Origin of the sequence: Geodermatophilus obscurus (assembly GCF_900115395.1) — a bacterium.
GTDB classification, from domain to species: Bacteria; Actinomycetota; Actinomycetes; order Mycobacteriales; family Geodermatophilaceae; genus Geodermatophilus; species Geodermatophilus obscurus_B.
Map to the genome: position 1 here is coordinate 146,021 of NZ_FOWE01000005.1, position 24,998 is coordinate 171,018.

Below are 24,998 nucleotides of genomic sequence, written 5' to 3' on the forward strand. Positions count from 1 at the left end.
GAGCGGGCCGCCGTCCCGGCTCAGGCCGGGTTCGTCGGCTCCTCCGGGTCGCTCTTCGCCTCGAGGTCGTCGGCGACCTCCTGCGTCTCCATCTCCACGGCGATGTCGCGGGGCTGGGGCAGGTCGGACTCGGGCGGCGTCGTCATGCCCGGCAGCCTGCCCCGGATCCCGCCGCGGCGCTCCCTAGACTCCGGCGTCCGTGAGCGTCACCCGGCTGCTGGTCGCCAACCGCGGCGAGGTCGCCGTCCGCGTGCTGCGGACCGCCGCCGCCCTCGGCCTGTCCACGGTGGCCGTCGCGCCGGAGGACGACGCCGGGGGCCTGCACCTGCGGCGGGCCGACGACGCCGTCCGGCTGCCCGGCGCCGGCCCGGCCGCGTACCTCGACGTCGCCGCGGTGGTCGGGGCCGCGGTGCGGAGCGGCGCGGACGCCCTGCACCCAGGCTGGGGGTTCCTCGCCGAGAGCCCGGCCCTCGCGCGGGCCTGCGCCGGCGCCGGGATCACGTTCGTCGGCCCGGACGCCGGGGCGCTCGCGCTGTTCGGTGACAAGACCCGCGCCCGGGCCCGCGCCGTCGAGGTGGGCCTGCCCGTGCCGGCCGCCACGGGCGCCGACCCCGCCCCCGAGGCCGCCGCGGCGTTCCTCGCCGGCGGCCCGGCCATGGTGAAGGCGGTGGCCGGCGGCGGGGGACGCGGCATGCGCCTCGTGCACGACCCCGCGGACCTGCCGGCCACGCTGGAGCGCTGCCGCTCGGAGGCGCGGGCCGCCTTCGGCGACGGCGCCGTCTACCTCGAGCGGCTGTTGACCGGCGCCCGGCACGTCGAGGTCCAGGTGGCCGGCGACGGTGCGGCGGTCGTCGTCCTCGGCGACCGGGACTGCTCGCTGCAGCGGCGGCGCCAGAAGCTCGTCGAGGTCGCCCCGGCGCCGGCACTGGACGACGCGCTGCGGGCCCGCCTGGCCGGGTGGGCGACGGCGCTGTGCGCCTCGGCCGGCCTGCGCGGGCTGGCCACCGTGGAGTTCCTGGTCCGCGGCGGGGAGGTCGCCTTCCTCGAGGTCAACCCGCGCCTGCAGGTCGAGCACACCGTCACCGAGGAGGTCACCGGCCTCGACCTGGTGGAGCTGGGCATCCGGCTGGCCGAGGGGAGGACGCTCGCCGGCCTGGGACTGGCCGGCCCGCCCGCGGTCCGCGGCGCCGCCGTCCAGGTGCGGGTGAACGCCGAGACGCTGCTGCCCGACGGCACCGTGCGGCCCGGCACCGGCGTGCTCGAGCGGTTCGTCCCGCCCACGGGCCGCGGCGTGCGGGTCGACACCGCCGCGGTGCCGGGGGCGGAGGTGGGCCCGCGCTACGACTCGCTGCTGGCCAAGGTCGTCGTGCACGACCGCGACCTGCCGCGCGCGCTGGCCGGCGCCGGCCGGGCCCTCACCGAGCTCGACGTCACCGGGGTGCCCACCAACCGCGACGTGCTCGCCGCGCTGGTCGCCCTGCCGGACGTCGCCGCCGGCACGGCCACCACCGACCTCGTCGACGCCCGCCTCGCCGACCTGGTGCCGCAGCCACCCGCCGAGGCGGTGGCCGTCGTCGACGGCGTGCTGCCGGTGACCGCGCCGCTGTCCGGGGCGGTGGTCGAGGTGACCGCCGCGGACGGCGACGCCGTCGCCGCCGGCGCGCCGCTGGTGGTGCTCGAGGCGATGAAGATGGAGCACGTCGTGGCGGCGCCGGCCGGGGGCGTGCTCACCGGGCTGGCCGTGCGGGTCGGCGAGGTGGTCGCCGCCGGGGCGGTGCTCGCCGGCGTCGTCCCGGGGGAGGTCGCCGGGGACGACGCGGGGCCGGAGGCGACCGACCCCGACGTCCTGCGGCCCGAGCTGACCGAGCTGCGGGAGCGCCGGGCCGCCACCCTCGACACGGCGCGCCCCGACGTGGTGGAGCGGCGGCACGCCGCCGGCCGGATGACCGCCCGCGAGACGGTCGCCGCGCTGGTCGACGAGGGCACCTTCGTCGAGTACGGCGGGCTCGGCCTCGCCGCCCAGCGGGCCCGCCGGTCGCTGGAGGAGCTGGTCGCGCGCACCCCGGCCGACGGCATGGTCACCGGCATCGGCGAGGTCGACGGCGTCCCGTGCGCGGTGCTCGCCTACGACTACACCGTGCTGGCCGGCACCCAGGGCCGCGTCAACCACCGCAAGACCGACCGGGTGCTGGAGGTCGCCGCGGAGCGGGGGCTGCCGGTGGTGCTCGTCGCCGAGGGCGGCGGCGGCCGGCCCGGCGACACCGACGGGGTGGGGCTGTCGCACCTCGACGTCCCGACGTTCACCACCATGGCGCGCCTGGCCGGGCGGGTGCCCACGGTCGCCGTCGTCTCGGGGTACTGCTTCGCGGGCAACGCGGCGCTGGTCGGCTGCTGCGACGTCGTGGTCGCCACCGAGGGCAGCAGCATCGGCATGGGCGGGCCGGCGATGATCGAGGCCGGCGGGCTGGGCGTCGTCGCGCCGGAGGACGTGGGGCCGACCGCGGTGCACGCGGCCACCGGCGTGGTCGACGTCGTGGTGCCCGACGACGCCGCGGCCGTCGCCGCGGCCCGGCAGGCGCTCGGGCTGCTCGCCGGCCGGGCCGAGCCGGGGGAGGCCGCCGACCAGCGCGTGCTGCGGACAGCGCTGCCGGCGAACCGGGTGCGCAGCTACGACGTGCGGCCGGTGGTCACCACGCTGGCCGACGCCGGCAGCGTGCTGGAGCTGCGCCCCGCGTACGGCCGCGGGATCGTCACCGCGCTGGCCCGCCTCGGCGGGCGGCCGGTGGGGTTGCTCGCCAACGACCCGCGGCACCTGGGCGGGGCGATCGACGGCGAGTCGGCCGACAAGGCGGCGGCGTTGCTGCGGCTGTGCGGGTCGGCCGGGCTGCCGGTGGTCTCGCTGGTCGACACCCCGGGGTTCATGGTCGGTCCGGAGTCCGAGCGCACCGGGACCGTGCGGCGCTTCGGCGGGCTCTACGTCGCCGGGGCGCAGCTGCCGGTGCCGTTGCTCGCCGTGGTGCTGCGCAAGGCCTACGGCCTCGGGGCGATGGCGATGCTCGGCGGCGACCTCGGCGTCCCGCTGCTCACCCTGGCCTGGCCGACCGGCGAGTTCGGGCCGATGAGCCTCGAGGGCGCCGTCCGGCTGGGAGCGCGCCGCGAGCTGGAGGCCCTGTCGCCGGGAGCGCGGGAGGCGCGCTTCGCCGAGCTCGTCGCCGAGTCCTACGCCCGGGGCCGGGCGCTGGAGGTCGCCTCGGCGTTCGAGGTCGACGACGTCGTGGACCCGGCCGACACCCGCGACGTGCTCCTGCGCGCGCTGGCCGGGCTCAGCCCTCGCCCAGGCGGCGCTGCAGCACCTCGTGCTCGTGGCGCAGCACCACCTGGCTGACCAGGTCGCGCACGGCGCCCTCGGCCTGGCGGCCGATGAAGGGGGCGTCGACCTTCGCGTCGCCGGTGACGGTGGCGCGGGTCCCGCCCCCGGCGGCCGGGGTCAGGCGCCGCTCGCAGGTGACCCGCGCCTCGCGACCCATGATCTCGGCCCGCAGGTCGAGGCTGCCGTGGTGGCCGCCGTCGCCGTCCGGCGTCCAGGTGGTGACCTGCGAGACCGGCACGGTGGTGCCGACGAAGCGGGCGAAGACCGGCGGGATGCCCGTCGTGGGCGCCGACAGCCGCACCCGCGTCGTGGTGCCGGTGTCGTCGGCGCGGCTCGAGGCCTCCTGCACCTGCGCCTCGAGGGCCTGCGCGACCTCGCGCAGGAAGGCCTCGTCGGTGAGGACGGCGAGCACGCGGTCGGGGTCGGCGGAGTAGCTGGTCGTGGCGTCGATGGGCACACCCCATCCTCGTCCGGGACGGCCGCCGTCCGCCCGGCGGGGGCCCGCGGTGTGCGCGGGAGGCCTGGGACGCCTGGGCCGGACCCGCCCTCCGAGCGTGCGGAGGAACCCCTCCCGGCCGACCTAGCGTCCCGGAGGACGCGCCGGGTACATGGCCGGCGCCCTCACCGAGGAGACCACGCGTGCGTCGCAGCACCGCTCTCGCCGGGGCCCTGGCCGCCGGCGCCACCATCCTGCTGACCGGACCGGCCGCCCAGGCCGCCGACACGGATGTCATCTACGTCCCCGACGACTTCGTCGCCGCGTACACCGACACCCGGGCGACCGGTTCCTACGCGGTCGAGGGCACGGGACTCCGCATCACGACCAGAGGGAGCACCAGCACGGACAAGGTGGCCGAGTACGTGGCCACGGATGTGTCACTCGCCGATGCGCGCGATTCCAGCCTCGACTACACCGCCATCTCGGGCACCACCCCGCCCGGCTTCCAGCTCCGTGTCGACTTCGACGGCGACGGCTTCGAGGACGGCATCCTGGTCGGCGAGGACGTGTACGGCGACAAGTGGTGGCTGAGCAACGACGCGCAGCAGTCCGTGAAGGACGACGCGCCACGGACCGGCGGGGGCTCTGGTAGCAACTGGTTCGGCACGCTCGACGAGTGGAGTGAGGCGTTCCCCGAAGCCGATGTCCTCGCGTTCGGGTTCTCGCTCGGCTCGGGCGTCAAGGGCGACGGCGTCATCGAGTCGATCGAGTTCGCCGGCACCCGCTTCACCTTCGCGGTGCACGTGACGCTGACCGCCAAGCAGGACTGCAAGAGCGGCGGGTGGGCCAGGAGCACCAAGCCGGTGTTCCGCAACCAGGGCGAGTGCGTCGCCTCGCTCGCCCGGCCTGCCGGGCGCTGATCCGGGCTCCGCTCCGGAGGCCGTCACCCCGACCGGGGTGACGGCCTCCGTCGTCGTGTGGGCCGGCGATGGCGTGCAGCGGGCCGCGGTGACGTGCTCCCGGGTCAGGGCGCGGCGGTGACCGGCTCCGTCTCCGGGACCGTGCAGGCGACGGCGTCCGGGGCCGGCGTCGCCGCCGGGTCGGCGGTGGCCTCCGCAGCCGGCTGTTCCGCGGGAACGGCGGCTGGCTCGCAGTCGGTCGCGGGTGGCTCGGCCGGTGCGGGTGCGGCGGGTGCAGGCGCGGCGGGTGCGGGCTGCGCTGGCGCAGGCTGCGCCGGAGCCGGTGCGCTGGGGGTCGAGGTCGGGGCCTGCGTGGTGGGCGCCGCCGGGGTCGTCGGCACAGCCGGAGTCGTCGGCGCGGTTGGTGCCGCCGGAGTCGTCGGCGCGGCCGGAGTCGTCGGCGCCGCCGGAGTGGCCGGCGTATTGGGTGCCGCCGGAGTCGTCGGCGCAGCCGGAGGCGTCGTCGGCGCGGCCGGCGTGGTGGGCGCGGCCGGCGTGGTGGGCGCCGCCGGAGGCGTCGGCGTAGCCGGAGGCGTCGTCGGCGCGGCCGGCGTGGTGGGCGCGGCCGGGGTGGTGGGCGCTGCGGGTACAGCGGGCTCGGCCGGCGTCGTGGGCGCGGCCGGAGTCGTCGGAGCCACCGGGGTGGTCGGAGCCGCCGGAGCCGCCGGGGTGGGCGCGGCCGCAGTCGTCGGCTCGGTGGGTGCGGCGGAGGTGCTCGGCTCCGTCGGGGTGGGCTCGGCGGGTGCCGAGCCCGACGGGGCCGGCTCGGTCGGCGTGGGCTCCGTCGCGGCCGTGGTCGGCACCGTCGGCTCCGTGGGCACGTCCGCCGGCAGCGGTTGCTCGGCGGGCGGCGCGCCGATCGGCAGTTCCTCCGGCGTCGGCTCCCCCAGCGGCGGATCCCCGAGCGGGTACTCGTCGAGAGCGGCCTCGAGGTCGTCGTCGAGGGGTGGGAACGGGTCCTCGGGCATCAGGCCGGCCCAGTCGGGCGCTCGCGGGACCGCGGGGATGGGCGCCCACCCGTCCTCGAACTCGGGGGGCACCACCCCGATGCTCGGCAGGGCCAGCGGGCCGCCGTCGGTCGCCTCGGGGTCGGGCCGGTAGACGTCACCGGCCGGTGCGGTCCCGCCGGCGAGGGGGGCACCCGCCGGCGTCGCCGAAACCGCGGACACCGCCGCCGCCATGCCGAGGACGAAGGCACTCGCGCCCACGGCCGGTGTGAAACGGATACCGCGACGCGATCTGCCCACTACTCATCCCCCGAGCTGCCGGACCTGCTGCGCCCATCGTGGGCCCGTCGGTACCGGCCGTCTACGGGAGCGTGCGTCCCGCGCCGCTCGTTCACCCGCTGGCTCAGGCGCGCACCGGCCGACGCGCGGGTCATCACCGTCAGTGCGCGGCGTCGTCCGGAGTGGGAGCACCGGGCCCAGCGAGGTCGCCGGAGCGTGCGGGCGCCCGCCGTGCCCACCGGCGCGGTGGGCACGACGGGCACCGAGGACGGGACCGGTGGCGAGCGCCGTCACGCCGCCGCGACCGGCACGGCCTCCCGCGCGGCGGGAGCCGGCGCCGCGGGACGGGACCGGCGACCGCGGGCGGCGCCGGCGGCGAGCAGGAGCAGACCGGCGAGGCACCACGTGAGGAGCACGAGGAGCGCGGAGCCGGCACCGGCGCCGTCGAACCAGGAGGTGGCACGCAGCAGCGTCCCGGTGGCGCCGGGGGGCAGCAGCTGGCCCACCGTCCCCCAGGCGCCCGGCAGCAGCTCCGGCGCACCGGCCAGGCCGGACAGCGGGTTGCCCAGCAGCACCGTCGTCGCCGAGCCGAGCGCCAGCCCCGCGGTGCCGAGCAGGGCGTGCAGGCCGAGCAGGACCAGCGCGGTCGCGCTGATGCCGAGCGCCACCACACCCGACGTCGTCCACCACGAGGCCCCGACCGAGCCGAGCCAGCTGCCGAGGACGGTGGCGGTCACCATCCCGCCGGCGACCGCGGCGGCCAGTGCCGCGGCGACCTGCCGGAGCCTGCCGCGCACCAGGCGCGAGGTGAGCGCGCCGGTGACGATGCCGCCCAGGGCCAGCGGGAGGGCGGAAGCGGCCAGGCCGGCGCCGCGGGGGTCGGCCTCCGGGGCGGACACGACGTCCTCGACCGCCACCGGCGAGCCGGCCGCCGCACCGAGCCCGGCCGCGACCTGCCGCAGCGAGTTCGCCACGGTGGGGGAGGCGGCGGAGGCGACGAGCAGCCGGGGTCCGGCGGCGTCGACGACGACCGCGCCGTACACGTCCCGGTCCTCGATCGCCGCCCGGGCTGCGGCCTCGTCGTCGACCGGGCGGACGTCGAACGCGCCGGGGGACGCCTCGTCGAGGGCGGCGGACACCTGCGCGACGGCCGGTGGGGGCCCCGCGACGGCGAGCGGCAGGTCGTGCGGCGCCGACCGGACGGCCGGCCAGGCGAAGGCGGTGAGGACGACGGTCAGGAGCACCGCGACCGCGGCGACGGCGGCCAGGACCGGTGCGAGGGAGGAGCGTGCGGGGGCGGGAGTCGTGGGCTCCGGGACAGCGGGCATGAGGACCACTCCGGTAAAACGAAGGACCGTTCGCTTACACGGACGAGTGTGGCGCGGTCCCTACCGGGCGTCAAGAACGATCGTTCGCTTTATGCTCGGCCCATGCCCCGAGTGCCCGACTCACACCTGGCCGCCCGCCGGGACCAGATCATCGACGCCGCCACCGTCCGTTTCGCGGCCAACGGCTTCCAGGCCACCGGCATGGCCGACGTCATCGCCGCCTCGGGGTTGTCGGCGGGCGCCGTCTACCGGTACTTCCGCAGCAAGGACGAGCTGATCGCCGCGATCGTCGAGCGCGTCCTCGGGCAGGCGGCCGACCGCTTCCAGGCGCTGCTCGCGGAGGACGCGATCCCGGACCCGCCGACGGCGGTGGCGACCGCCGTCGGACTCGTGGCCGACCTGGGCGCTCGCCCGCCGGTGGACATGACCCGGGTCGCCGTGCAGGCGTGGGGGGAGGCCCTGCGCAACCCGGCCGTGCACGCCGTCGTCGACCGCGCCTACCGGATCATCCGCGGCTACTTCGTCGAGGTCGCCCGGCGGGGCCAGGCGGCCGGGCGGCTGCCGGCCGACGCCGACCCGCTGCACCTGGGCGCGACGATGCTCTCCTCGGTGCTCGGCTTCCTCGTGCAGCGGCTGCTGCTCGGCGACCTCGACCCGGCCGCCTACGCGGAGGCGGTGCGGGTCACCGCCGCCGGGTCCCCGGTCACCGGGTCGCCGGTCGCCGAGGGGTAGCGGCGCGGCGGGCGGCTGCCGACCAGGACCCCGGTCACCACCAGCGCCCCGCAGGTCAGCTCGACCAGCGGCGTCCGCTCGCCGAGCAGCAGCCACGACGAGCCCATCCCGACGACGGGCACCAGCATCGAGAACGGCGCCACCGTGCCCGAGGGGTGACGGCTCATCAGCGCCGTCCAGATGCCCGAGCCGAGCAGGGTCGCGACGACGACGGTGAAGGCGAGTCCGGCGAGTGCGAGGACGCCCTGCCGGCTGTCCAGGGTCGTGAACGACGCGCCGATGCGGGCGGGACCCTCGGTGGCGAGCGAGACGGCGAGCATCGGCAGCGGCGGGACGACGGTCATCCAGAGGACCAGCCGAAAGGGTCGCGCCGGGCGCGCCTGCCGGTTGCAGAGGTTGCCCAGCGCCCAGCCCAGCCCGCCGCAGAGGGTGAGCAGCACCGGCAGCAGCGTCGTGCCGCCGGCCAGCCCGGCGCGGTGGACGGCGATCCCGGCCAGCCCGGCGACGGCCAGCGCGACGCCCACCGCCTGCCGCCCGGTGAGCCGCTCGTGCAGCAGGAGCCCGGCGAGCACGACGGTGAACGGCGCCGACGACTGCAGCACCAGTGACGCGAGCCCGGTCGGCATGCCGGTGTCCATGGCGACGTAGAGGAAGAGGAACTGCAGGACGCCGAAGCCGGCGCCGTACCCGACCACCCACCGCCACGGGACGCCGGGGAGCGGGACCAGCAGCACGGTCGGGACGGCGACGAGCGCGAACCGCAGCGCCACGAGGAGGAACGGCGGGAACTGCTCCAGCGACAGGTGGATCGCCGGGAAGTTGAGCCCCCAGACGACGGCCACGAGGAGGGCGAGCAGGCGGTCGCGGGGAGGCACGGTCCCGAGCGTCCCGGCCACGACCGGTCAGCACCAGCGAATGGTCCTGCACCGACGTTGTAGCGTCACTTCATGGACGTCCGGGCACTGGAGACCCTGCGGACGGTGCGCAGCCAGGGCGGCGTCGGAGCCGCGGCAGCCGTGCTGCACCTCACGCCGTCGGCGGTCTCGCAGCAGCTGGCGGCGCTGTCGCGGGAGGCCGGGGTGGCGCTGACCGAGCGGGTCGGCCGGGGGCTGCGGCTGACCGCGGCGGGCGACGCCCTGGCCGACGCCGCGGTCGACGTGGCGGTCGCCGTCGGGAGAGCGCGCGCGGCCTGCGCGTCCTTCCTCGGCCGGCCCGAGGGCACGGTCCGGGTCTCGGCGTTCCAGAGCGGTGCCCAGCTGCTGCTGCCGCCGCTGCTCACCCGCGTGCGGGCGCTGGGCGGCATCACCGTCGAGTGCTCCGACGAGGACGTCGCGCAGGACGACTTCCCCGCGCTCACCGACCGTGTCGACGTCGTCGTCGCGCACCGCCCCGAGGGGAGCGCGGAGTGGCCGGGGTCGCCGTCGCGGCTGCGCGTCGTCCCGCTGCTGCGCGAGCCCCTCGACGTCGCCGTGCCGGCGGACCACCCGCTGGCCGGGCGCGAGCGCGTGCGGGCCGGCGACCTGGTGGACGAGCAGTGGATCGCCGTCCGCGAGGGCTTCCCGGTCGCCACGGTGCTGGCCGCCGTCGCCGCCGGCCCGGGCACCGCGCCGCGGATCGCGCACCGGATCAACGACTTCTCCGTCGTCGAGGCGATGGTGGCCGCGGGGCACGGCGTCTCGCTGCTGCCGCGCTACACCGCGGGGCGTTCCCCCGGCGTGCGTCTGCTGCCGCTGGCCGGCGTCCGGGCGGGGCGCCGGGTCGACGCGCTGCTGCGGCCCGACACCGCCGAGCGGCTGGTCGTGCGCCGCGTGCTGGACGAGCTGGTCGCCGTCGCGGCCGAGGCCGGCGGCGCGCCGGTCAGGGCCGCCAGCGGTGCAGGCCGGTGACCCGACGGACGGCGGCCGCGGTCACCCGGTAGGGGAGCCGGCCGAGCACGGCGGCGAGGCGGGCGTCCGGACCGACGAGGACCCGGAACGGCGGCCGCCGGGCTCCGAGGGCGTCCGCGACGGCGCGGGCGACCTCGCGCGGGTCGCGGGAGCGGGGGAGGTGCTCCTGGTCGACGAAGCGCTCGACCGCCGACGACAGGCCCGCGTACGGGCTGCCCGGCGGCGTGACCCGCGGCGTCGACGACCAGATGGCGGTGTCGTAGTTGCCCGGCTCGACCAGGACCACCCGGACGCCGAGGGGCTCCACCTCGTAGGCCAGGGACTCCGCCCAGCCCTCGAGCGCCCACTTGGAGGCGCAGTACAGCGACAGACCGGGGTTGCCGTAGCGCGCGGAGTCGCTGGAGACGAGGAGCAGCCGCCCCGCCCCCTGGGCCCGCATGACCGGCAGGACCAGCTTCGCCATCCGCATGCCGCCGAACAGGTTGGTCTCGATGACGCGCTGCCACTCGGCCTCGTCGGTGTCCTCGAAGGCGCCACCGGAGGCGGTGCCGGCGTTGCTGACGAGCGCGTCGAGCCGGCCGCCGGTGAGCTCGAGGGTCTCCTCCACCGCCTGCTTCGCCGAGTCGGGGTCGGTGACGTCGAGCGGGACGACGTCGAGCGGCTGCAGGCCCGCCTCCCGGGTGCGCGCGTCGAGCGCCTCCCGCCGCCCCGGGTCGCGCATCGAGGCGACCACGTGCCAGCCGCGGCCGGCCAGCTCGACGGCGGTCTCCAGGCCCAGGCCGGAGGAGGTGCCGGTGATGAGGACGGAGCGCTGTGGCCGGGTCACCCCTCCGGGATCGGCCGGCCGGCGCGCGGGGTGGACGTCCCCGCAGGAGGTGTGACGCAGGTCCCGTCCGTCAGCGGTGGTGCTCCCGGCGGTTCAGCCAGCCACCCGGTGGCCGGCCGATGCTGGCGGTGAGGCCCTCGACCTGCCCGGCGTCGAGGCGGCAGCCGTGCGGGCAGTCGAAGCCGGTGGGGCGCCCGCCCAGCCAGCCGACGGCCGCGGACCGCCGGCAGTTGGGGCAGTCCTCCCACGTGACCCGCTCGGTCGATTCCATGGTGCTGCCCTCCGGTCCCGGCGTCGGCCGGGGACGAGGTCCGGCCGCGTCCTGGACCGGGATCCCGGGTTCGGGCGCTCTCCTAGCCCGTCGCTCGGGTGGGAAACGCGCCCGTGCGGGCCTGCTGGTTCCGGTTCAGGGGCGTCTCGGCCCGCGTCTCCCCGTCGGCGGGGCCGGAGGTCATCCGGTCGAGGACCTCCAGCCATGCCCGGCGCACGTGGACGGGCTGGTCACCCACCAGGGCCTGCAGGTCCAGCGCGCTCGGCCGGGCCGGGTCGATCGAGCTGTCGAAGGCCAGGCGGAACAGCAGGGTGCTCATCTCGTCACGGGTCAGGCCGGCCTCCACCAGGGGTCGCAGGATCCAGTGCTGCTGCGCCGATGCTCCGATCACGGAACGTCTTCGGACGCGAGGGGCCGCTCGGATGCGCCCTCCCGCGGTTCGGGCTTGTCGGGGGAGCGCCGGGCGCGCAGCCTGGCGGCATGGCACGCAGCGGGAGCGCGGTGGGCACGGTCGTCCGGTGGGACGGCGACGGCGGCGTCATCGAGGTGGCCGGCCTGCCGGGGGAGTGCTGGGCCGACGCGTCCGTCGTCGAGGACGGTCCGCTGCGCGCGGGGCAGGTGGTCGGCGTCGACTGGGCGGAGTCGGAGGAGGGCCGGCCCTTCCGGGCGGTGCGCGTCGGACGGCCGCGCGACGACCTGCAGGCCACACCCGGCGGCTGACCGCCGCCACCTGCGTGCGGAGGGACGAGGTCGCAGGCCTCTGGACGGCGACGCGTCGGAGAGGACCGTCACCGGCATGACCGAGGACGTCCAGCGCTCCGTCCGGCCGGCCACCGCGGGGGACGCCGACCGTCTGGCCCGCACCCTGGCCGCGGCCTTCGTCGACGACCCGGTCTTCTGCCACCTCCTGCCACCCGGGGTGCCCAGGAGGGGCGAGCGGTTGCGTCGGGCCTTCGCCATCGACGGCGCCCGCAGCCTGTCCCTCGGCGGGCTCTGGACCGCGGCCGGAGGGAATGCAGCCGCGGTGTGGTTCCCGCCGGGCCACTGGCGGGCCACCGCACGACAGGACCTCGCCGAGCTGCCCGCCTGGCTGCGGGCCGCAGGAGGGCGGATGCGGGCCTTCCAGCAGGTGCGATCGACCCTGTACGCCCACCACCGCGAGCTGCCGCCGCACTGGTACCTGCTGTACGTCGGCACCCGCCCCGAGCAGCAACAGCAGGGGCTCGGCCGCGTGCTCCTGCAGGCGGTCCTCGACCGCTGTGATGCCGAGCAGGTCCCCGCCTACCTCGAGTCCACCTGCGAGAGGAACCTCCCCCTCTACCGACGGCTCGGGTTCGTCGACCGCGGAGCCCTCGAGATGCCCGCCGGCTGCCCACCCATGACACCCATGTGGCGGGACCCCGCTGGGCTGGACCGGGACGACCGGTCGTCGCCGCGCTGACCTGAGGGTGCTCGAGTGGGGCGGGTGGGGCTCGAACCCACGACCCAGGGATTATGAGTCCCATGCTCTGACCGGCTGAGCTACCGCCCCGGACGGTGCCTCCCAGCCTGCCAGACGCCGCTCCGGCACCCGCCGGCGCCGACACCGCGCCACAGGCGACCGGGCCTCAGTCCGGATCGAGCTCGCCCCACCGGTCGCGCGGGCCGTCCCACTCCTCGCCCCAGCCGCCCGGGCCGCCGTCGAACACCGCCTCCAGGAGCGACGAGCCCAGCGCGACCAGCAGCAGCACCGCCAGCACCGCGGCCAGGGCGAGACGGATGCCGGGACGGCCGGGGGTACGCCTGACCGTCGTCCGCACCTGCTCCCAGGCCATCAGGCCCAGCGGCCGCCACCCCGGGGCGCCCGTGCGGGCCGGCAGCGGCGCCGGGACCGGCGCGGCGGGGAGGTCCGCCGTGAGCGGCGCGAGGTCCCGCAGGTGGACGGCGGCCCAGGCCGCCGCCATCCGGTCACTGCCCTCGTCGGGCGTCAACAGTCCCCGCGCGACGGCGTCCTGCAGCACGTGCACCGTGGCCGCCCGGTCGCTGTCGGCCGCCCGCATCGGCGGTGCCGGCCGGGGTCCCCCCGATCCGTCCATGTCCCTGCTCCTCGTGCCGGTGCTCATCCCGGCCAGCCAGGGTGCCTCCGCTCCCTGTGACCGACCTGTGAGCGGGCGCACACGTGCGACGAGCCGACGGCGGCCCCGCTCCCGTGCGTGCGACATCCCACACGCGCAGTCATGTGCGCAGCTCAGCGGCCTGTGGACCCTCACCCGGCCGGGCAGGTAGTTGATCGTTGCGCGACCCCACGCGTCCCACCCGTAGTACGTTCGCCCGCGGTCCTGCCGGGCCCACCCGCTCCTCGATCCCCGAGGACACCGGCCGGACCCCGCCTGACCGCCGGCCACCGCGCCGGGGGACCGGGACCTCCTCGAGGCCCCGACTCGGTCGCGCCCGCGCACGGGGACGCGGGCAGTCCGCACGCCCGCACCGGGCGCCGCGGTGATCCGGACGGCGGTCCCGAGGAAACGGAGATCCGCCGTCTTGGCGTCCCTGCACCAGCGGACCGGTACCCGCCCCGTCCGTCGCGTCCGTCGCGCCGTGTTCGCCACCGGGGCGGCCCTGGGCCTCCTGCTCACCGCCGCCGCCCCCGCGATCGCCGACCCGGACGACGACGTCGCCGCCGCCGAGGCCACCGAGCAGGATCTCGCCACCGAGGTCGCCCGCATCCAGGCCGAGGTCGCCGCCGCGGAGGAGCAGCTGCAGCGGATGACCGTCGAGGCCGAGGCCGCCGCGGACGCCGCCCTGGTCGCCCAGGCCGAGCTCGCCGCCGCCCAGGAGCAGGCCGCGATCGCCGCCGCCGAGCTGCAGGTCGCCCGGGACGCCGTGACGGCGGCCCGGGCCGAGGTCGTGGAGCTCGGCCGCGAGGCCTACATGCAGAGCACCGGCGGTGAGCTGGGCGGCACCGCCGAGGTCCTGCTGGACAGCGAGGGGCCCCGCGAGGTCCTCGAGCGCGCCGCCACCCTCGACCTGCTCGGTGACCAGCGCGCCGAGACCCTCGATGACTTCGAGGTGCTCGAGGCCCAGGAGGCCGCCGCCGACGCCGCCGCCCGCGCCGCCGTCGACGAGCGGGACGCCGCCGCGCGGGTGGCCGCCGAGGCGCAGGCCGCCGCCGACGCCCGGCTCGCCGGCGCCCAGGCCGAGTACGACGCCCTCGCCGCGGACAAGGCGCGCCTCGACGAGCAGCTGCGCGCCGCCGAGGTCGAGCTGCTGCGCCTGCGCGGCGTCCGCGACGCCGAGGCCGCCTACGCCGCCCAGCAGGCCGCGGCGCAGGAGGCCGCCGTCGACGTGCGGGCGGCCGTCGGGGGCTCCGCCGCCCTCACCACCGGCCGGGTCACCTCCTGCTACGGCGCCCGCTGGGGGACCCTGCACCAGGGCGTGGACATCGCCGCGCCGATCGGCACACCGGTCCACGCCCCCGAGGGCGGCGTCGTGCTGCAGGCGGGCCCGGCCAGCGGCTTCGGCCAGGCCGTCTACGTGCAGCACGGCGACGGCACGATCACCCTCTACGGCCACGTCGACCAGTTCCTCGTCTCGGCCGGCGAGGTGGTCAGCACCGGGCAGCAGATCGCCACGGTGGGCAACAAGGGCCAGTCGACCGGACCGCACCTGCACTTCGAGGTCCACGAGGGCGGCCTCTACGCCAGCCGCGTGAACCCGATGCCGTGGCTGGAGGCGCACGGCATCTCCCTCGGCGGCGCCTGCTAGCGGCGGCGGGCTCAGCCCCGTCGGCCGCGCAACCGGCCGAGCAGGTCGCCGGCGCCGCCGACGGTCCGCGCCGCCAGCGCCAGGACCGGCCCGCCCGGGATACCCGGGGCCGCCTCCACGATCGGCGTGAGGCGCATCAGCTCCGGCAGGTCGCGGATCCGCAGCCGACGGCGCACCAGCGCCGCGGCCGGGTTGGTCCGCCCCGACGCGGCCTCCAGCAGGACGTCGGCGGCCGCCTCGACGACGGCGCCGTCGGGCCGACCGCCGGGTAGCCGGCGGACGGTCCACCCCGGCGGGTCCGCCGCGAACGCCCAGCCGCCGTCGGGGGTGAGGAGGGCCGCGCCTCCGGTGATGCCGGATGCGGCGGCCAGCGCCCCGGTCACCTCCGCCAGTGCGGCCAGGCCGGCCTGCAGCACCGACGGCGGCGGTGGGGGAGCGCCCAGCGGCACGAGGTCCAGACCGTGGACGGCCAGCTCGTAGGCCTGGCCGAGGACCACCGACAGCAGCGGCAGCCGCCCGACCGTCGACACGGTCGGGGCCGTGTCGAGATCCTCCGGCTCGTCGGCGAGGTAGCGCACCGTCGCCTCCCGGTTGCGGTGCAGCGCCGCCAGGACCTCCTCGCGGGAGGCGTCCCGGTGGGCGGCGGTGACCCGGGCGTTGGTGGCGTCGACGTCCTGCGGGTCCCCCCTGCCCCCGGCCCGTGCCCCGGCCACCAGGTCGGCCAGCGCGGCGTGGTCGGGCCACGCGCCCAGGTGGACGCAGACCTCGTGCGCCCGCCAGCCGGGCAGCCGGGTGGGCCGGTCGAGGTCGACCGCGGCGGCCTGCGCGAGGAAGACGTCCCAGGCCTCCAGCACCAGCGGCCCCACCACGTCCCGTCCGGCGCCCGCCAGGCCGCGCGGGTGGCCGGCGTCGTCCCCTGCTCCCATGGCCCCTCCCTACCCCGCCGGACGGCGGTCTCCCGGTGCCGGTGGTCACCCCTGACGGGGGAGCGGCCTCGCGGTCCGAGGCGAGGAGGGGACCCCGTCGGCCGTTGACCGCGTCGTGGACGGCGCGGCGACCGGGGTGCGCAGCGGGGGAGGACCCCTGGCTGCGCCGCGGCGTCGCGCCCCGGGCTGGCTGTCCGCCGGGCTGTACCGGCCGCTGGCCGAGGACGACGAGCGGGGCCCGCTTCTGGGTGCGGCACGTCCGTGCGGCGCGACCGCCAGCGTGGGCTGCGCCCTCCTGCACCCCGACGACGACGTCGCGGGGGTCCTGCACCGCGCCGACGCGGCGCTGTACCGGGCCGAGGCGGCCGGCGGGGACCGGGTGCACGACCTCGCACGGTGACGGCCCCACCCGCGCGTAGGTGACCCACCGTGATGACCGGCCCGGTGGTCCCACGGGCGACGCGTCCGGTCGCGACGGCACGTGACCGGGCACCGGGGGTACCGTCAGACCGGTCCGGGGGTGGGTTGGACTGCCGGGGCGCCGTCGTGGTATGGCGTTGACCAGCACTTCCGTGGCGCCGGGGACGCGCGTGATCCCATCTGTCCCACGTGTCGCATCCGCACTGGCGCGACCGGTGCTCCATCGTGCACACTGTCCGTGGAACCCCTGGTCCACCGGAGCTGACCACAGCCTGTCACCGAATCGATCGTCCGTTGGGGAAGACGAGACCGATCGAGTCGATGGAGGTGCCTCGTGCAGCGACGGTCTACCCAGGGTGTCGTCTTCGTGCACTCCTGCCCGAAGGCGCTGTGCCAGCACGTCGAGTGGGCGCTCGAGCGCGTCATCGGCGCGCCGGTCTCCCTGTCGTGGGCCGACCAGCCCGCGGCGCACGGGTCCTACCGTGCCGAGGTCGCCTGGACCGGCGTCCCCGGCACGGGTGCCAAGCTGGTCGCTGCCCTCCGCGCGTGGCCGATGCTGCGCTTCGAGGTGACCGAGGAGGCGAGCCACGGCAACGACGGCGAGCGGATGTCCTACGTGCCCGGGCACGGGGTCTACCGCGCGCCCACGAGTGCCAACGGCGACCTCGTCGTGACCGAGCAGCAGCTGCGCACCCTCGCCGCCACGGCGACGTCCATCGAGGCGTTCCGGCACGGCGTGGACCAGCTCCTCGGGGCCGCGTGGGACGCCGATCTCGAGGTCTACCGGCACGCCGGCGACGGCAGCCAGACCACCTGGCTCCACCAGGTGGTGTGATCGGGTGAACCCGCAGGTCACGATCAGGGCACACGACGTGAGGCCGCCCGTCTCGTCGTCGTAGGCTCCAGGTCGGGTCGTCCGGACGTCGTCGGGGAAGCGGCGTCCGGAGGACCTTCCGAGGAGGCCCGCCACCGCTGCAGCGGTGGCGGGCCTCTCCTCGTCCGGTGAGCGGCCGGGGTCGTCCGTCTACAGCGGGATGTTGCCGTGCGCGCCGCGGCCGGCCGGTGCGGCGGCCAGGGCTGCCACCAGCCGGCGGCGGGTGTGCGCGGGCTCGACCACCTCGTCGACGACGCCGATCCGCAGCGCCCGGTCCACCCCGCCGGCGATGCGCTCGTGCTCCTCGGCCAGCCGGGCGTGCAGCGCCTCCCGCTCGGCCGGCGGCACCACGGCCAGCTTCTTGCGGTGCAGGATCCCGACCGCGGCCCGGGCGCCCATGACCGCCACCTCCGCGCCCGGCCAGGCGAACACGGCCGTGGCGCCCAGCGAGCGGGCGTTCATGGCGATGTAGGCGCCGCCGTAGGCCTTGCGGGTCACGAGCGTCACCCGGGGCACCACGGCCTCGGCGAAGGCGTGCAGCAGCTTGGCGCCGCGGCGCACGACGCCGTCCCACTCCTGGCCGACGCCGGGCAGGTAGCCGGGGACGTCGACGAGCACCACCAGCGGGACGCCGAACGCGTCGCACATCCGCACGAACCGGGCCGCTTTCTCCGCGGACGCGGAGTCCAGGCACCCGCCCAGCCGCAGCGGGTTGTTGGCCACGACGCCGACGGTCCGCCCGGCGAGCCGCCCCAGCGTGGTCACGACGTTGGGCGCCCACCGCGGGTGCAGCTCCAGGCCCGGCCCGTCGAGCACCGCGGCGACCAGCGGCCGGACGTCGTAGGCGCGGTTGCTCCGCTCGGGCAGCAGCGCGCGCAGGTCGACGTCGGGCAGGGCGGGCGCACCCGCGGCGAGGGAGCCCTGCGCGGCCAGCAGGTCCACCGCCCGGCGGGCGGTCTGCAACGCCTCGTCCTCGGAGTCGGTGACCACGTGGACGACGCCGCTGCGGCGCCCGTGGGTGTCGGGCCCGCCGAGGCTCTCCATGTCGACGTCCTCGCCGGTGACGGAGCGGACGACGTCGGGGCCGGTGACGAACACCCGCCCGGCCGGGCCCATGATCACCAGGTCGGTGAGCGCGGGGCCGTAGGCGGCGCCGCCGGCCGCGGGGCCGAGGACGACGGAGACCTGCGGGACCCGCCCGGAGGCGCGGACCATCGCCGCGAACACCTCGCCGACGGCGTGCAGCGCGGTGACGCCCTCGGCCAGCCGGGCGCCGCCGGAGTGCCAGATGCCGACCACCGGGACCCGCTCGCGCAGCGCGGTGTCGATGGCGTCGACCACGTGCCGGCACCCGTCGACGCCCATGGCCCCGCCCATGACGGTCGCGTCGGTGCAGAACGCGACGACCGGCGACCCGCCCACCGTGCCGCGGGCGGCCACCACCCCGGAGGTGTCGCGCGGGGCCAGCAGGGTCGTCGACCCGGCGTCGAGCAGCCGCAGCAGGCGTCCCTCGGGGTCGCGCGGGCCCGGGGTGGACAGGGTCGGGACGGGGTGGACGGTGGTGGTCACCGGACCTCCAGGGGCGCCTGCAGCGCAAGGGTGGGAGCCCGCCCGGAGGACCGGGTCGGGCTGAGGAGAGGTCGGACTCAGGCGGTGGTGAAGACCAGCGCGAGGTTGTGCCCGCCGAAGCCGAAGGAGTCGTTCACCGCGGCGGTGAACGTGGCCTTGCGGGGCTCGTGGCGGACGATGTCGAGCGCCTGCACCGCCGCGTCGTCGTCGGGGTCGTCGAGGTTGGCCGTCGCCGGCACCACCTGGTCACGCAGCGCCAGGATGGTGAACACCGACTCCAGGGCCCCGGCCGCGCCGAGCAGGTGGCCGGTCTGGCTCTTGGTCGCCGAGACCAGCGCGTGCTCGCCGACGGCGCTGTGGATGGCGCCGGCCTCGGCGGTGTCGCCGACCGGCGTCGAGGTGGCGTGCGCGTTGACGTGGCCGATGTCGGCCGGGGAGAGACCGGCGTCGCGCAGGGCCGCGCCGATCGCCCGTGCGGCGCCCTCGCCCTCCGGGTGCGGGGCGACGAGGTCGTAGCCGTCGGCGGTGGCGCCGGCACCGGCCAGCCGGGCGTGCACGTGCACCCCGCGGGCGCGGGCGGAGCCGGCGCGCTCGAGCACGAGCGCGGCCGCGCCCTCGCCGAGCACGAACCCGTCGCGGCCCTTGTCGAAGGGGCGGGAGGCCCGCTCGGGCTCGTCGTTGCGGGTGCTCATCGCGCGCATCGCGGCGAAGCCTGCCATGGGCAGCGGGTGCACGCAGGCCTCGGCGCCGCCGACCAGCACGACGTCGGCCCGGTCGAAGCGGAGCAGGTCCAGGCCCCAGCGGATGGCCTCGGCGCCGGAGGCGCAGGCGCTCACCGGCGCGTGGACGCCGCCGCGGGCGCCCACGGCCAGCCCGACCGCGGCCGCCGGGCCGTTGGGCATGAGCATCGGGATGGTGAAAGGGGAGACCCGCTTGGGCCCCTTGGCCTCGAGGATGTCGTCCTGGCCGAGCAGGGTCAGCGCGCCGCCGATGCCGGTGCCGAAGACGACCGCGATCCGCTCGGAGTCGTAACCGGCGTCGCCCGCACCCGACTCCGCCCAGGCCTCCTCCGCGGCGATGACGGCCACCTGCTGGCTGCGGTCGAGGCGCCGGGCGCGCACCCGGTCGATCTGCTCGGCGGGGTCGGCGGCCAGCCGGGCGACGAGCTGGGCGGGGAACTCCCGCACCCACTCGTCGGTGATCCGGCTGACCCCCGACCGCCCGGCCAGGAGGGCGTCCCAGGTGCTCGCCACGTCGCCGCCCAGCGGCGTGGTGGCACCGAGGCCGGTGACGACGACGTCACGGTCGGACGTGCTCATTTCGGGTTCCTCCTGGGACGGGCGGCCGGGGGCTGGGGGCCTTCGTCAGCCCTGGTTCTTCTGGATGTAGCTCATGGCGTCGCCGACGGTCTTGATGTTGCCCAGCTCGTCGTCGGGGATGGCCACGCCGAACTTGTCCTCGACGGCCGTGGCGATCTCGACCATCGACAGCGAGTCGACGTCGAGGTCCTCGGTGAACGACTTCTCCGGGGTGGCGTCGGCGGGGGCGACCCCGGCGACCTCCTCCAGGATCTCGGCCAGTCCTGCCTGGATGTCCTCGCTCACGCGGGGGTCCTCTCTCTCGGTGGTGGTGGCGGGGGGTGCCCGCCGTCGGGCCCGGTGGTCCGGGGGTCTGTGGGGGAGCTCAGGGCAGCGTCAGCACCTGGCCGGCGAAGGTCAGCCCCGCGCCGTACCCGAGGACGAGCGCGAGGTCGCCGCTCTTCGCCTCGCCGGACTCCATCAGTGCGGTCAGCGCCAGCGGGATCGACGCCGCGGAGGTGTTGCCCGACTGGACGACGTCGCGGGCGACGACGACGTCCTCGCCGAAGCCCAGCCGCTTCGTCATCGACTCCACGATGCGCAGGTTGGCCTGGTGCGGGGCGAACACGTCGATGTCCTTCGGGTCGACGCCCGCGGACTCCATCGCCAGCAGCAGCGTGTCGGTGAGCCGGGTGGTGGCCCAGCGGTAGACCGCCTGGCCGGCCATCGTCATGGTGCCGGTGCCGGCGGCGATCTCGATCGCGGAGAACTGGTCGCCGTCGCTGCCCCAGGCCACCGGGCCGATGCCGGGCTCCTCGGACGCGCCGACCACCGCCGCCCCGGCGCCGTCGGCGAAGATCACCGCGGTCGACCGGTCGGTCTTGTCGACGACGTCGGTGAGCCGCTCGACACCGACGACGAGCACGTTGCGCGCCGAGCCGGCGCGGATGGCGGCGGAGGCCGACTCCAGCGCGTAGCAGAAGCCGGCGCAGCCGGCGTTGAGGTCGAAGGCCCCCGGGCGCGGGATGCCGAGGCGGTACGCGACCTGCGGGCCGATGCCCGGGATCGGCTCCGTGAGGCTGGCGCTCGCCAGGATCACCAGATCGACCTCGTCGGGGGACAGGCCGCTGGCGGCCAGCGCCTTGCCGCCGGCGGCGACCGACATCTCCACCAGGGTCTCGTCGTCGGAGGCCCAGCGGCGCTCGGCGATGCCGACGCGGCTCTGGATCCACTCGTCGTTGGTCTCCATGACCTGCGCGAGTTCGTCGTTGGTCACGCGGCGCCGCGGGCGGTAGCCGCCCAGGCCGAGGACGCGGGCGCCCGGGGCGCCGGCCGGCAGTCGGATGCTCACGCGGGGACCTCCGGGTAGAGACGGGCGAGGGGGTCGCCGGCGTCGACGAGGTCGCCGTCCTGGACCAGCCACTCGGCGAGGACCCCGTCGTAGCCGGCGGAGACGTTGATCTCCTCACGCCGGCTGCGGACGCGGCCCAGGGGGGTGCCGGCCGGCAGCCGGGTGCCCTCGGGCACGTCGGCCGGGCTGACGGTCCCGCGCACGGGCGAGACGACGACCCGCCAGTCGGGCTGGTGCTCGCCCTCGGGCCGGCCGCGGGCGGCGTCGATGAGGGCGCGGGCCCGGTCGAGGTCGCCGGGGCCGGCCAGGGCCAGCACCTCGATGTCGCTGCCCTTCCACTCCCGCTTGGCCAGGCCGGCGAGCGCGCCGGCCGGCGGCAGCTCGATGGCGGCGGTGACGCCGAGGTCGCGCAGGGTGGCCAGGCAGGCGTCGAAGTGCACCGGGCTGGTCACCTGGGTGACCAGGCGGGACAGCGCCGCGGTGCCGGAGCCGACGGCCGCGCCGTCGGCGTTGGACAGCAGCAGCCGGCTCGGGTCGGCCGGCCGCAGCCCGCCGACGAGGCCCTCGAGCTCCTCGCGGGCCGGGGTCATGTAGCCGGTGTGGAAGGCGCCGGCCACCGACAGCGGCAGCACCTTCGCCCTGGCGGGCGGCTCGGCCTTCAGCGCGGCCAGACCCTCCAGCGGCCCGGCGACGACGACCTGCCCGCCACCGTTGAGGTTGGCCGCCACCAGCCCGTGCCGCTCCAACGCCGCGGCCAGCTCGTCGGGGTCGCCGCCGAGGACGGCGGACATGCCGGTCGGGGTCAGCGCGCAGGCCCGGGCCATCGCGCGGCCGCGGACGGCGGTGAGCGCGATCGCGGCCTCGACGGAGAGCACGCCGGCCAGCGCGGCCGCGGTCAGCTCGCCGACGCTGTGCCCGGTGATGACGACGTCGCGGCCGGTCTGCGGCGTGTGCGCGACCGGGCCGGGCAGCCCACCGAGCTCGCGGGCGACGAACAGGCTCATCGCGACGACCAGCGGCTGGGTGACCGCGGTGTCGCGGATGGCCTCGGCGTCGCCGGTCGTGCCGAGGGTCAGCAGGTCGGCGTCGGCGATCGCGCCGGCCCAGCGGAAGAAGGGCTCGGCTCCGGGCAGGTCCAGCCAGGGGGTCAGCATCCCGGGCTTCTGGGCACCCTGTCCGGGGGCGAGGACGGCCAGCACCTCCTCACGGTGTCATGGGTCCGGGCGGCCCGCGCGCTCGGTCGCCACGAAACCGTCCGGGATCTCCTTGGAGGGTTCCCACAAGAGCGACGGCCCGGATGCCGCTCTGGCGGCGTGTCGGTGGTGGGGACCACACGGACGCGTGCCCGGCTCTGGTAGTGGCGAGGAGGTCCTCGAACTAGTGCCAGAGGGAGCGGCCGCCGTCGAGGTCGGCGAGTGCCAGCGCCACGTGCAGCGTCCACGCGCCGCGGGCGTCGGTGGCCACCAGACCGGTCAGCTCCGCGGCCCGCTTGAGCCGGTACCGGACGGTGTTCGGGTGGACGAACAGCGCCCGCGCGCTGGCCTCGAGGTTGCCGCCGCCGGCCAGCACCGCGCGGACCGTGTCGAGCACCTCGCCGCCGGCCCCGCGCAGCGGCAGCACCACCCGCTCGGTGAGCGCCGCTCGGGCCAGCGGGTCGCCGTCGAGGGCCCGCTCGGGCAGCAGCGCGTCGGCCGTGACCGGCCGGGGCGCTCCGGGCCAGGCGCGCGCGGCCCGCAGGCCCGCGAGGGCGGCGGCGGCCGAGCCGCCGGCCGCGCTGAGCCGGTCGACGACGGGGCCGAGGACGACCGGGCCGGGCGCGAACTCCTCCGCCACCCGGCCGGCGGCGGCGGTCACGTGCTCGGCGCCGCCGAGGACGACGACCAGCTGCTCGGCGTGCACGCCCACGAGCACCTCGCAGCCCTGGGAGCGGGCGGCCCGGCGGACGGCGGTGTGCGCGTCGCCGTCGGCGGGTGCTGCGCCGACCAGCACGGTCACCGGCTGGGTGTCGGCCCAGCCGAGCGCGGCGGCCCGGCCGGGCAGCTCCTCGGAGCGCTCCCCGCGGACCAGCGCGTCGACGACCAGCGCCTCGAGCCGGGCGTCCCACGCGCCGCGGTTCTCGGCGAAGCTGGCGTAGACGTGCGCGGTGGCGAAGGCGACCTCGCGGCTGAACTGCAGGACCGCCACGCGCAGCGCGACGACGTCGCCGGGCTCGGCCACCGACTCCACGTGGTCGTCCATCACCTCGACGGTGAGCTTGACCAGGTCGACGGTCTGCTTGAGCGGCACGGCCCGCACCAGGTCGCGGGGCGCGGCGCCGAACACCTCGCCGGTCAGCCGCGGTGGCCGGGCGGGGTCGCGGCACCACTCCACGAGGGAGGCGATGCCGGCCTGGGCGACGAGCATGACCCAGGAGCGCTGGTCGGCGGGCATGGTGCGGAACCACGGCAGGTCGTCGTCCATGCGGGCGACGGCGCGGGTGGCGATGGCCCCCGAGGCGCGCTCGAGCCGCCGCAGCGTCCCGGCGGACGGTGGGCGGTCGTTCACCCGGTCGGCCACGCCGGCCAGCGTGTCACGCGGCGCGTCGTCGGGGAGAGTGGGGGAGTGTTCCGCTCCGCCGCCCGGGCTCCCCGACGGGTCCCGGCCGCGATCGGGGGCGGGCTCACCGTCCTCGGGGTGCTGGGCGCCGGGGTGCTCGCCCGCTTCCCGCCGCAGGTCCGCCTCGACGACGCGCTCAGCCGCGCCCTCTACGCCGGTGACGACCGGTCGCCGCTGGTGGGCGGGCTGCTGGAGGTGCTCACCACGCCCGGCGTGACCTGGTTCCGGGTGCTGGTCTTCCTCCCCGTGCTGGGCTGGCTGGCCCGCCGCCGGGCGTGGCGGACGGTGCTCTGGGTGGGCGTGGCGATCACGGCCGTCGGCCCGGTGACGGTCTGGCTCAAGGACGTCGCCGGCCGCGCCCGGCCGGCGTTCGAGAACGGCGGGCTGGTGTACGAGGGCCTGAGCTACCCGAGCGGGCACTCCTCGGGCATCGCCACGCTGGTCACCGTGGCCCTGGTGCTGGCCTGGCCCCGGCTGACGGCGGGCGGGCGCCGCGCGGCGGTGACGGGCGGCGTCGCGCTGGCGGCGCTGGTGGGCCTGACCCGGATGTGGCTGGGGGTGCACTACCTGTCCGACGTCGTCGGCGGGCTGGCGCTGGGCCTGGCGTGGTCCCTCGGTGTCGCGCTGGTGCTCGGCGGGCTGCCCGGCGGGGCCGGCGCGCTGCCGGACCGCGAGCGGGTGGGGGAGTACCGGTGACGGGCCCGGACGGGCGGACGCTGCTCGAGCCCGGCGACGGGTCGCTGGGCCCGCTGCTGCGGGTGACCGACGACCGGCTGCCGCCCGGTACCGGCTACGGCGTCCACGCCCACCGGGCGGTCGACGTCGTCGCGGTCGTGCTGGCCGGGTCGCTCACCCACCGCTGGGGCACGGCGGCCCCGCTGTCGGCGGGGGACGTCGGCGTGCTGCGCGCCGGGCGCGGCCTCGACCACGACGAGGTCGCCGGCCCCGACGGCGCCCGGGTGCTGCAGTGCCACCTGCGGGCCGCCGACCCCGGGGCGGCGCCGGCGCACGAGGTGCTGCAGGCCCCCCACGGCTGGGTCGACCTGGGCCGGCCCGACGCCCGGCTGTGGCTCGGTGCGGACGGGCCGGACGTCCCCGACGGTGTCGTGCTGCGCACCGGCGGGCCGGTCGTCGTCTGGTCGGTCGACGCCGGCCGTCCCGACTGGGCGGGGTGACCGGGGGAC

Annotated in this window: 26 protein-coding genes and 1 tRNA gene; 11 read left to right on the forward strand and 16 right to left on the reverse strand. The window is 77.1% G+C overall.

Features of this window, described 5'->3' with window-relative positions:
- Positions 1-20: 20 nt before the first annotated feature.
- The gene (locus BM165_RS26075; RefSeq protein WP_280140709.1) at positions 21-146 is read right to left on the reverse strand and encodes a hypothetical protein; all 126 of its coding nucleotides are present in this window, start codon (positions 144-146) and stop codon (positions 21-23) included.
- Between the two features lie 53 nt (positions 147-199).
- Here BM165_RS26075 and BM165_RS11285 point away from each other — a divergent pair, with 53 nt between their 5' ends.
- The gene (locus BM165_RS11285) at positions 200-3,385 is read left to right on the forward strand and encodes an acetyl-CoA carboxylase family protein (RefSeq protein ID WP_075013647.1); all 3,186 of its coding nucleotides are present in this window, start codon (positions 200-202) and stop codon (positions 3,383-3,385) included.
- Here the strand turns inward: BM165_RS11285 and BM165_RS11290 are convergent.
- Positions 3,324-3,827, reverse strand: coding sequence for a DUF2505 domain-containing protein (locus tag BM165_RS11290; RefSeq protein ID WP_075013648.1), 504 nt, complete (start codon positions 3,825-3,827; stop codon positions 3,324-3,326). The genes BM165_RS11285 and BM165_RS11290 overlap by 62 nt on opposite strands.
- Before the next feature lie 182 nt (positions 3,828-4,009).
- Here BM165_RS11290 and BM165_RS11295 point away from each other — a divergent pair, with 182 nt between their 5' ends.
- Positions 4,010-4,729 (forward strand): hypothetical protein, encoded by a 720-nt coding sequence (locus BM165_RS11295; protein ID WP_075013649.1) that lies wholly within the window; start codon positions 4,010-4,012, stop codon positions 4,727-4,729.
- 1,555 nt (positions 4,730-6,284) lie between these two features.
- Here the strand turns inward: BM165_RS11295 and BM165_RS11305 are convergent.
- Positions 6,285-7,322: a hypothetical protein gene (locus BM165_RS11305; RefSeq protein ID WP_075013651.1), complete on the reverse strand. Its 1,038-nt coding sequence runs from the start codon at positions 7,320-7,322 to the stop codon at positions 6,285-6,287.
- Between the two features lie 102 nt (positions 7,323-7,424).
- Here BM165_RS11305 and BM165_RS11310 point away from each other — a divergent pair, with 102 nt between their 5' ends.
- Entirely contained in the window at positions 7,425-8,054 is a 630-nt protein-coding gene (locus BM165_RS11310; RefSeq protein WP_083427264.1) for a TetR/AcrR family transcriptional regulator, read from the forward strand.
- Here BM165_RS11310 and BM165_RS11315 read toward each other — a convergent pair.
- On the reverse strand, positions 7,985-8,929 hold the full coding sequence (locus BM165_RS11315; protein ID WP_083427297.1) for an EamA family transporter: 945 nt from the start codon (positions 8,927-8,929) through the stop codon (positions 7,985-7,987). The genes BM165_RS11310 and BM165_RS11315 overlap by 70 nt on opposite strands.
- Positions 8,930-9,001: 72 nt before the next feature.
- On the opposite strand from BM165_RS11315, the gene BM165_RS11320 reads away from it, so the two are divergent.
- Positions 9,002-9,940, forward strand: a complete 939-nt coding sequence (locus BM165_RS11320) for a LysR family transcriptional regulator (RefSeq protein WP_075013653.1) — start codon at positions 9,002-9,004, stop codon at positions 9,938-9,940.
- Here the strand turns inward: BM165_RS11320 and BM165_RS11325 are convergent.
- From BM165_RS11325 to BM165_RS11335, 3 genes are all read right to left on the reverse strand, one after another.
- Entirely contained in the window at positions 9,912-10,766 is an 855-nt protein-coding gene (locus BM165_RS11325) for an SDR family oxidoreductase (protein ID WP_075013654.1), read from the reverse strand. The genes BM165_RS11320 and BM165_RS11325 overlap by 29 nt on opposite strands.
- A gap of 70 nt (positions 10,767-10,836) precedes the next feature.
- Positions 10,837-11,037 (reverse strand): hypothetical protein, encoded by a 201-nt coding sequence (locus BM165_RS11330; protein WP_075013655.1) that lies wholly within the window; start codon positions 11,035-11,037, stop codon positions 10,837-10,839.
- 82 nt (positions 11,038-11,119) lie between these two features.
- Positions 11,120-11,428: a hypothetical protein gene (locus BM165_RS11335; RefSeq protein ID WP_075013656.1), complete on the reverse strand. Its 309-nt coding sequence runs from the start codon at positions 11,426-11,428 to the stop codon at positions 11,120-11,122.
- Positions 11,429-11,517: 89 nt separating this feature from the next.
- On the opposite strand from BM165_RS11335, the gene BM165_RS11340 reads away from it, so the two are divergent.
- A complete protein-coding gene (locus BM165_RS11340) occupies positions 11,518-11,757 on the forward strand; it encodes a hypothetical protein (RefSeq protein WP_075013657.1) in 240 nt (79 codons plus the stop codon).
- 76 nt (positions 11,758-11,833) lie between these two features.
- On the forward strand, positions 11,834-12,478 hold the full coding sequence (locus BM165_RS11345; RefSeq protein WP_075013658.1) for a GNAT family N-acetyltransferase: 645 nt from the start codon (positions 11,834-11,836) through the stop codon (positions 12,476-12,478).
- A gap of 16 nt (positions 12,479-12,494) precedes the next feature.
- On the opposite strand, the gene BM165_RS11350 is transcribed toward BM165_RS11345, so the two are convergent.
- Positions 12,495-12,568 (reverse strand) — tRNA-Ile (locus BM165_RS11350).
- Positions 12,569-12,644: 76 nt separating this feature from the next.
- Positions 12,645-13,112, reverse strand: coding sequence for a DUF1707 SHOCT-like domain-containing protein (locus BM165_RS26080; protein WP_177225170.1), 468 nt, complete (start codon positions 13,110-13,112; stop codon positions 12,645-12,647).
- A 502-nt stretch (positions 13,113-13,614) separates the two neighbouring features.
- On the opposite strand from BM165_RS26080, the gene BM165_RS11360 reads away from it, so the two are divergent.
- Positions 13,615-14,781 (forward strand): M23 family metallopeptidase, encoded by a 1,167-nt coding sequence (locus BM165_RS11360; protein ID WP_244274174.1) that lies wholly within the window; start codon positions 13,615-13,617, stop codon positions 14,779-14,781.
- An 11-nt stretch (positions 14,782-14,792) separates the two neighbouring features.
- Here BM165_RS11360 and BM165_RS11365 read toward each other — a convergent pair whose 3' ends face one another.
- On the reverse strand, positions 14,793-15,707 hold the full coding sequence (locus tag BM165_RS11365) for a maleylpyruvate isomerase family mycothiol-dependent enzyme (protein WP_075013661.1): 915 nt from the start codon (positions 15,705-15,707) through the stop codon (positions 14,793-14,795).
- A 115-nt stretch (positions 15,708-15,822) separates the two neighbouring features.
- Here BM165_RS11365 and BM165_RS11370 point away from each other — a divergent pair, with 115 nt between their 5' ends.
- On the forward strand, positions 15,823-16,107 hold the full coding sequence (locus BM165_RS11370) for a hypothetical protein (protein ID WP_075013662.1): 285 nt from the start codon (positions 15,823-15,825) through the stop codon (positions 16,105-16,107).
- Positions 16,108-16,461: 354 nt separating this feature from the next.
- On the forward strand, positions 16,462-16,962 hold the full coding sequence (locus tag BM165_RS11375) for a DUF3145 domain-containing protein (protein ID WP_075013663.1): 501 nt from the start codon (positions 16,462-16,464) through the stop codon (positions 16,960-16,962).
- 189 nt (positions 16,963-17,151) lie between these two features.
- Here the strand turns inward: BM165_RS11375 and BM165_RS11380 are convergent, their stop codons facing one another.
- From BM165_RS11380 to BM165_RS11405, 6 genes are all read right to left on the reverse strand, one after another.
- A complete protein-coding gene (locus BM165_RS11380; protein ID WP_075013664.1) occupies positions 17,152-18,570 on the reverse strand; it encodes an acyl-CoA carboxylase subunit beta in 1,419 nt (472 codons plus the stop codon).
- Positions 18,571-18,647: 77 nt separating this feature from the next.
- Positions 18,648-19,889: a beta-ketoacyl-[acyl-carrier-protein] synthase family protein gene (locus BM165_RS11385; RefSeq protein ID WP_075013665.1), complete on the reverse strand. Its 1,242-nt coding sequence runs from the start codon at positions 19,887-19,889 to the stop codon at positions 18,648-18,650.
- A 45-nt stretch (positions 19,890-19,934) separates the two neighbouring features.
- Positions 19,935-20,174, reverse strand: coding sequence for an acyl carrier protein (locus BM165_RS11390; protein ID WP_075013666.1), 240 nt, complete (start codon positions 20,172-20,174; stop codon positions 19,935-19,937).
- 79 nt (positions 20,175-20,253) lie between these two features.
- Entirely contained in the window at positions 20,254-21,219 is a 966-nt protein-coding gene (locus tag BM165_RS11395) for a beta-ketoacyl-ACP synthase III (protein ID WP_208976717.1), read from the reverse strand.
- Positions 21,216-22,418 carry an acyltransferase domain-containing protein gene (locus tag BM165_RS11400; protein ID WP_075013667.1) on the reverse strand — a complete coding sequence of 401 codons (1,203 nt, stop codon included), beginning with the start codon at positions 22,416-22,418 and terminating at the stop codon, positions 21,216-21,218. The genes BM165_RS11395 and BM165_RS11400 overlap by 4 nt, the downstream gene beginning before the upstream one ends.
- Positions 22,419-22,596: 178 nt before the next feature.
- Positions 22,597-23,775, reverse strand: a complete 1,179-nt coding sequence (locus BM165_RS11405; protein ID WP_075013668.1) for a PucR family transcriptional regulator — start codon at positions 23,773-23,775, stop codon at positions 22,597-22,599.
- A 45-nt stretch (positions 23,776-23,820) separates the two neighbouring features.
- On the opposite strand from BM165_RS11405, the gene BM165_RS11410 reads away from it, so the two are divergent.
- Positions 23,821-24,510 carry a phosphatase PAP2 family protein gene (locus tag BM165_RS11410; RefSeq protein ID WP_075013669.1) on the forward strand — a complete coding sequence of 230 codons (690 nt, stop codon included), beginning with the start codon at positions 23,821-23,823 and terminating at the stop codon, positions 24,508-24,510.
- Entirely contained in the window at positions 24,507-24,989 is a 483-nt protein-coding gene (locus BM165_RS11415) for a pirin family protein (RefSeq protein WP_083427267.1), read from the forward strand. The genes BM165_RS11410 and BM165_RS11415 overlap by 4 nt, the downstream gene beginning before the upstream one ends.
- Positions 24,990-24,998: the final 9 nt, after the last annotated feature.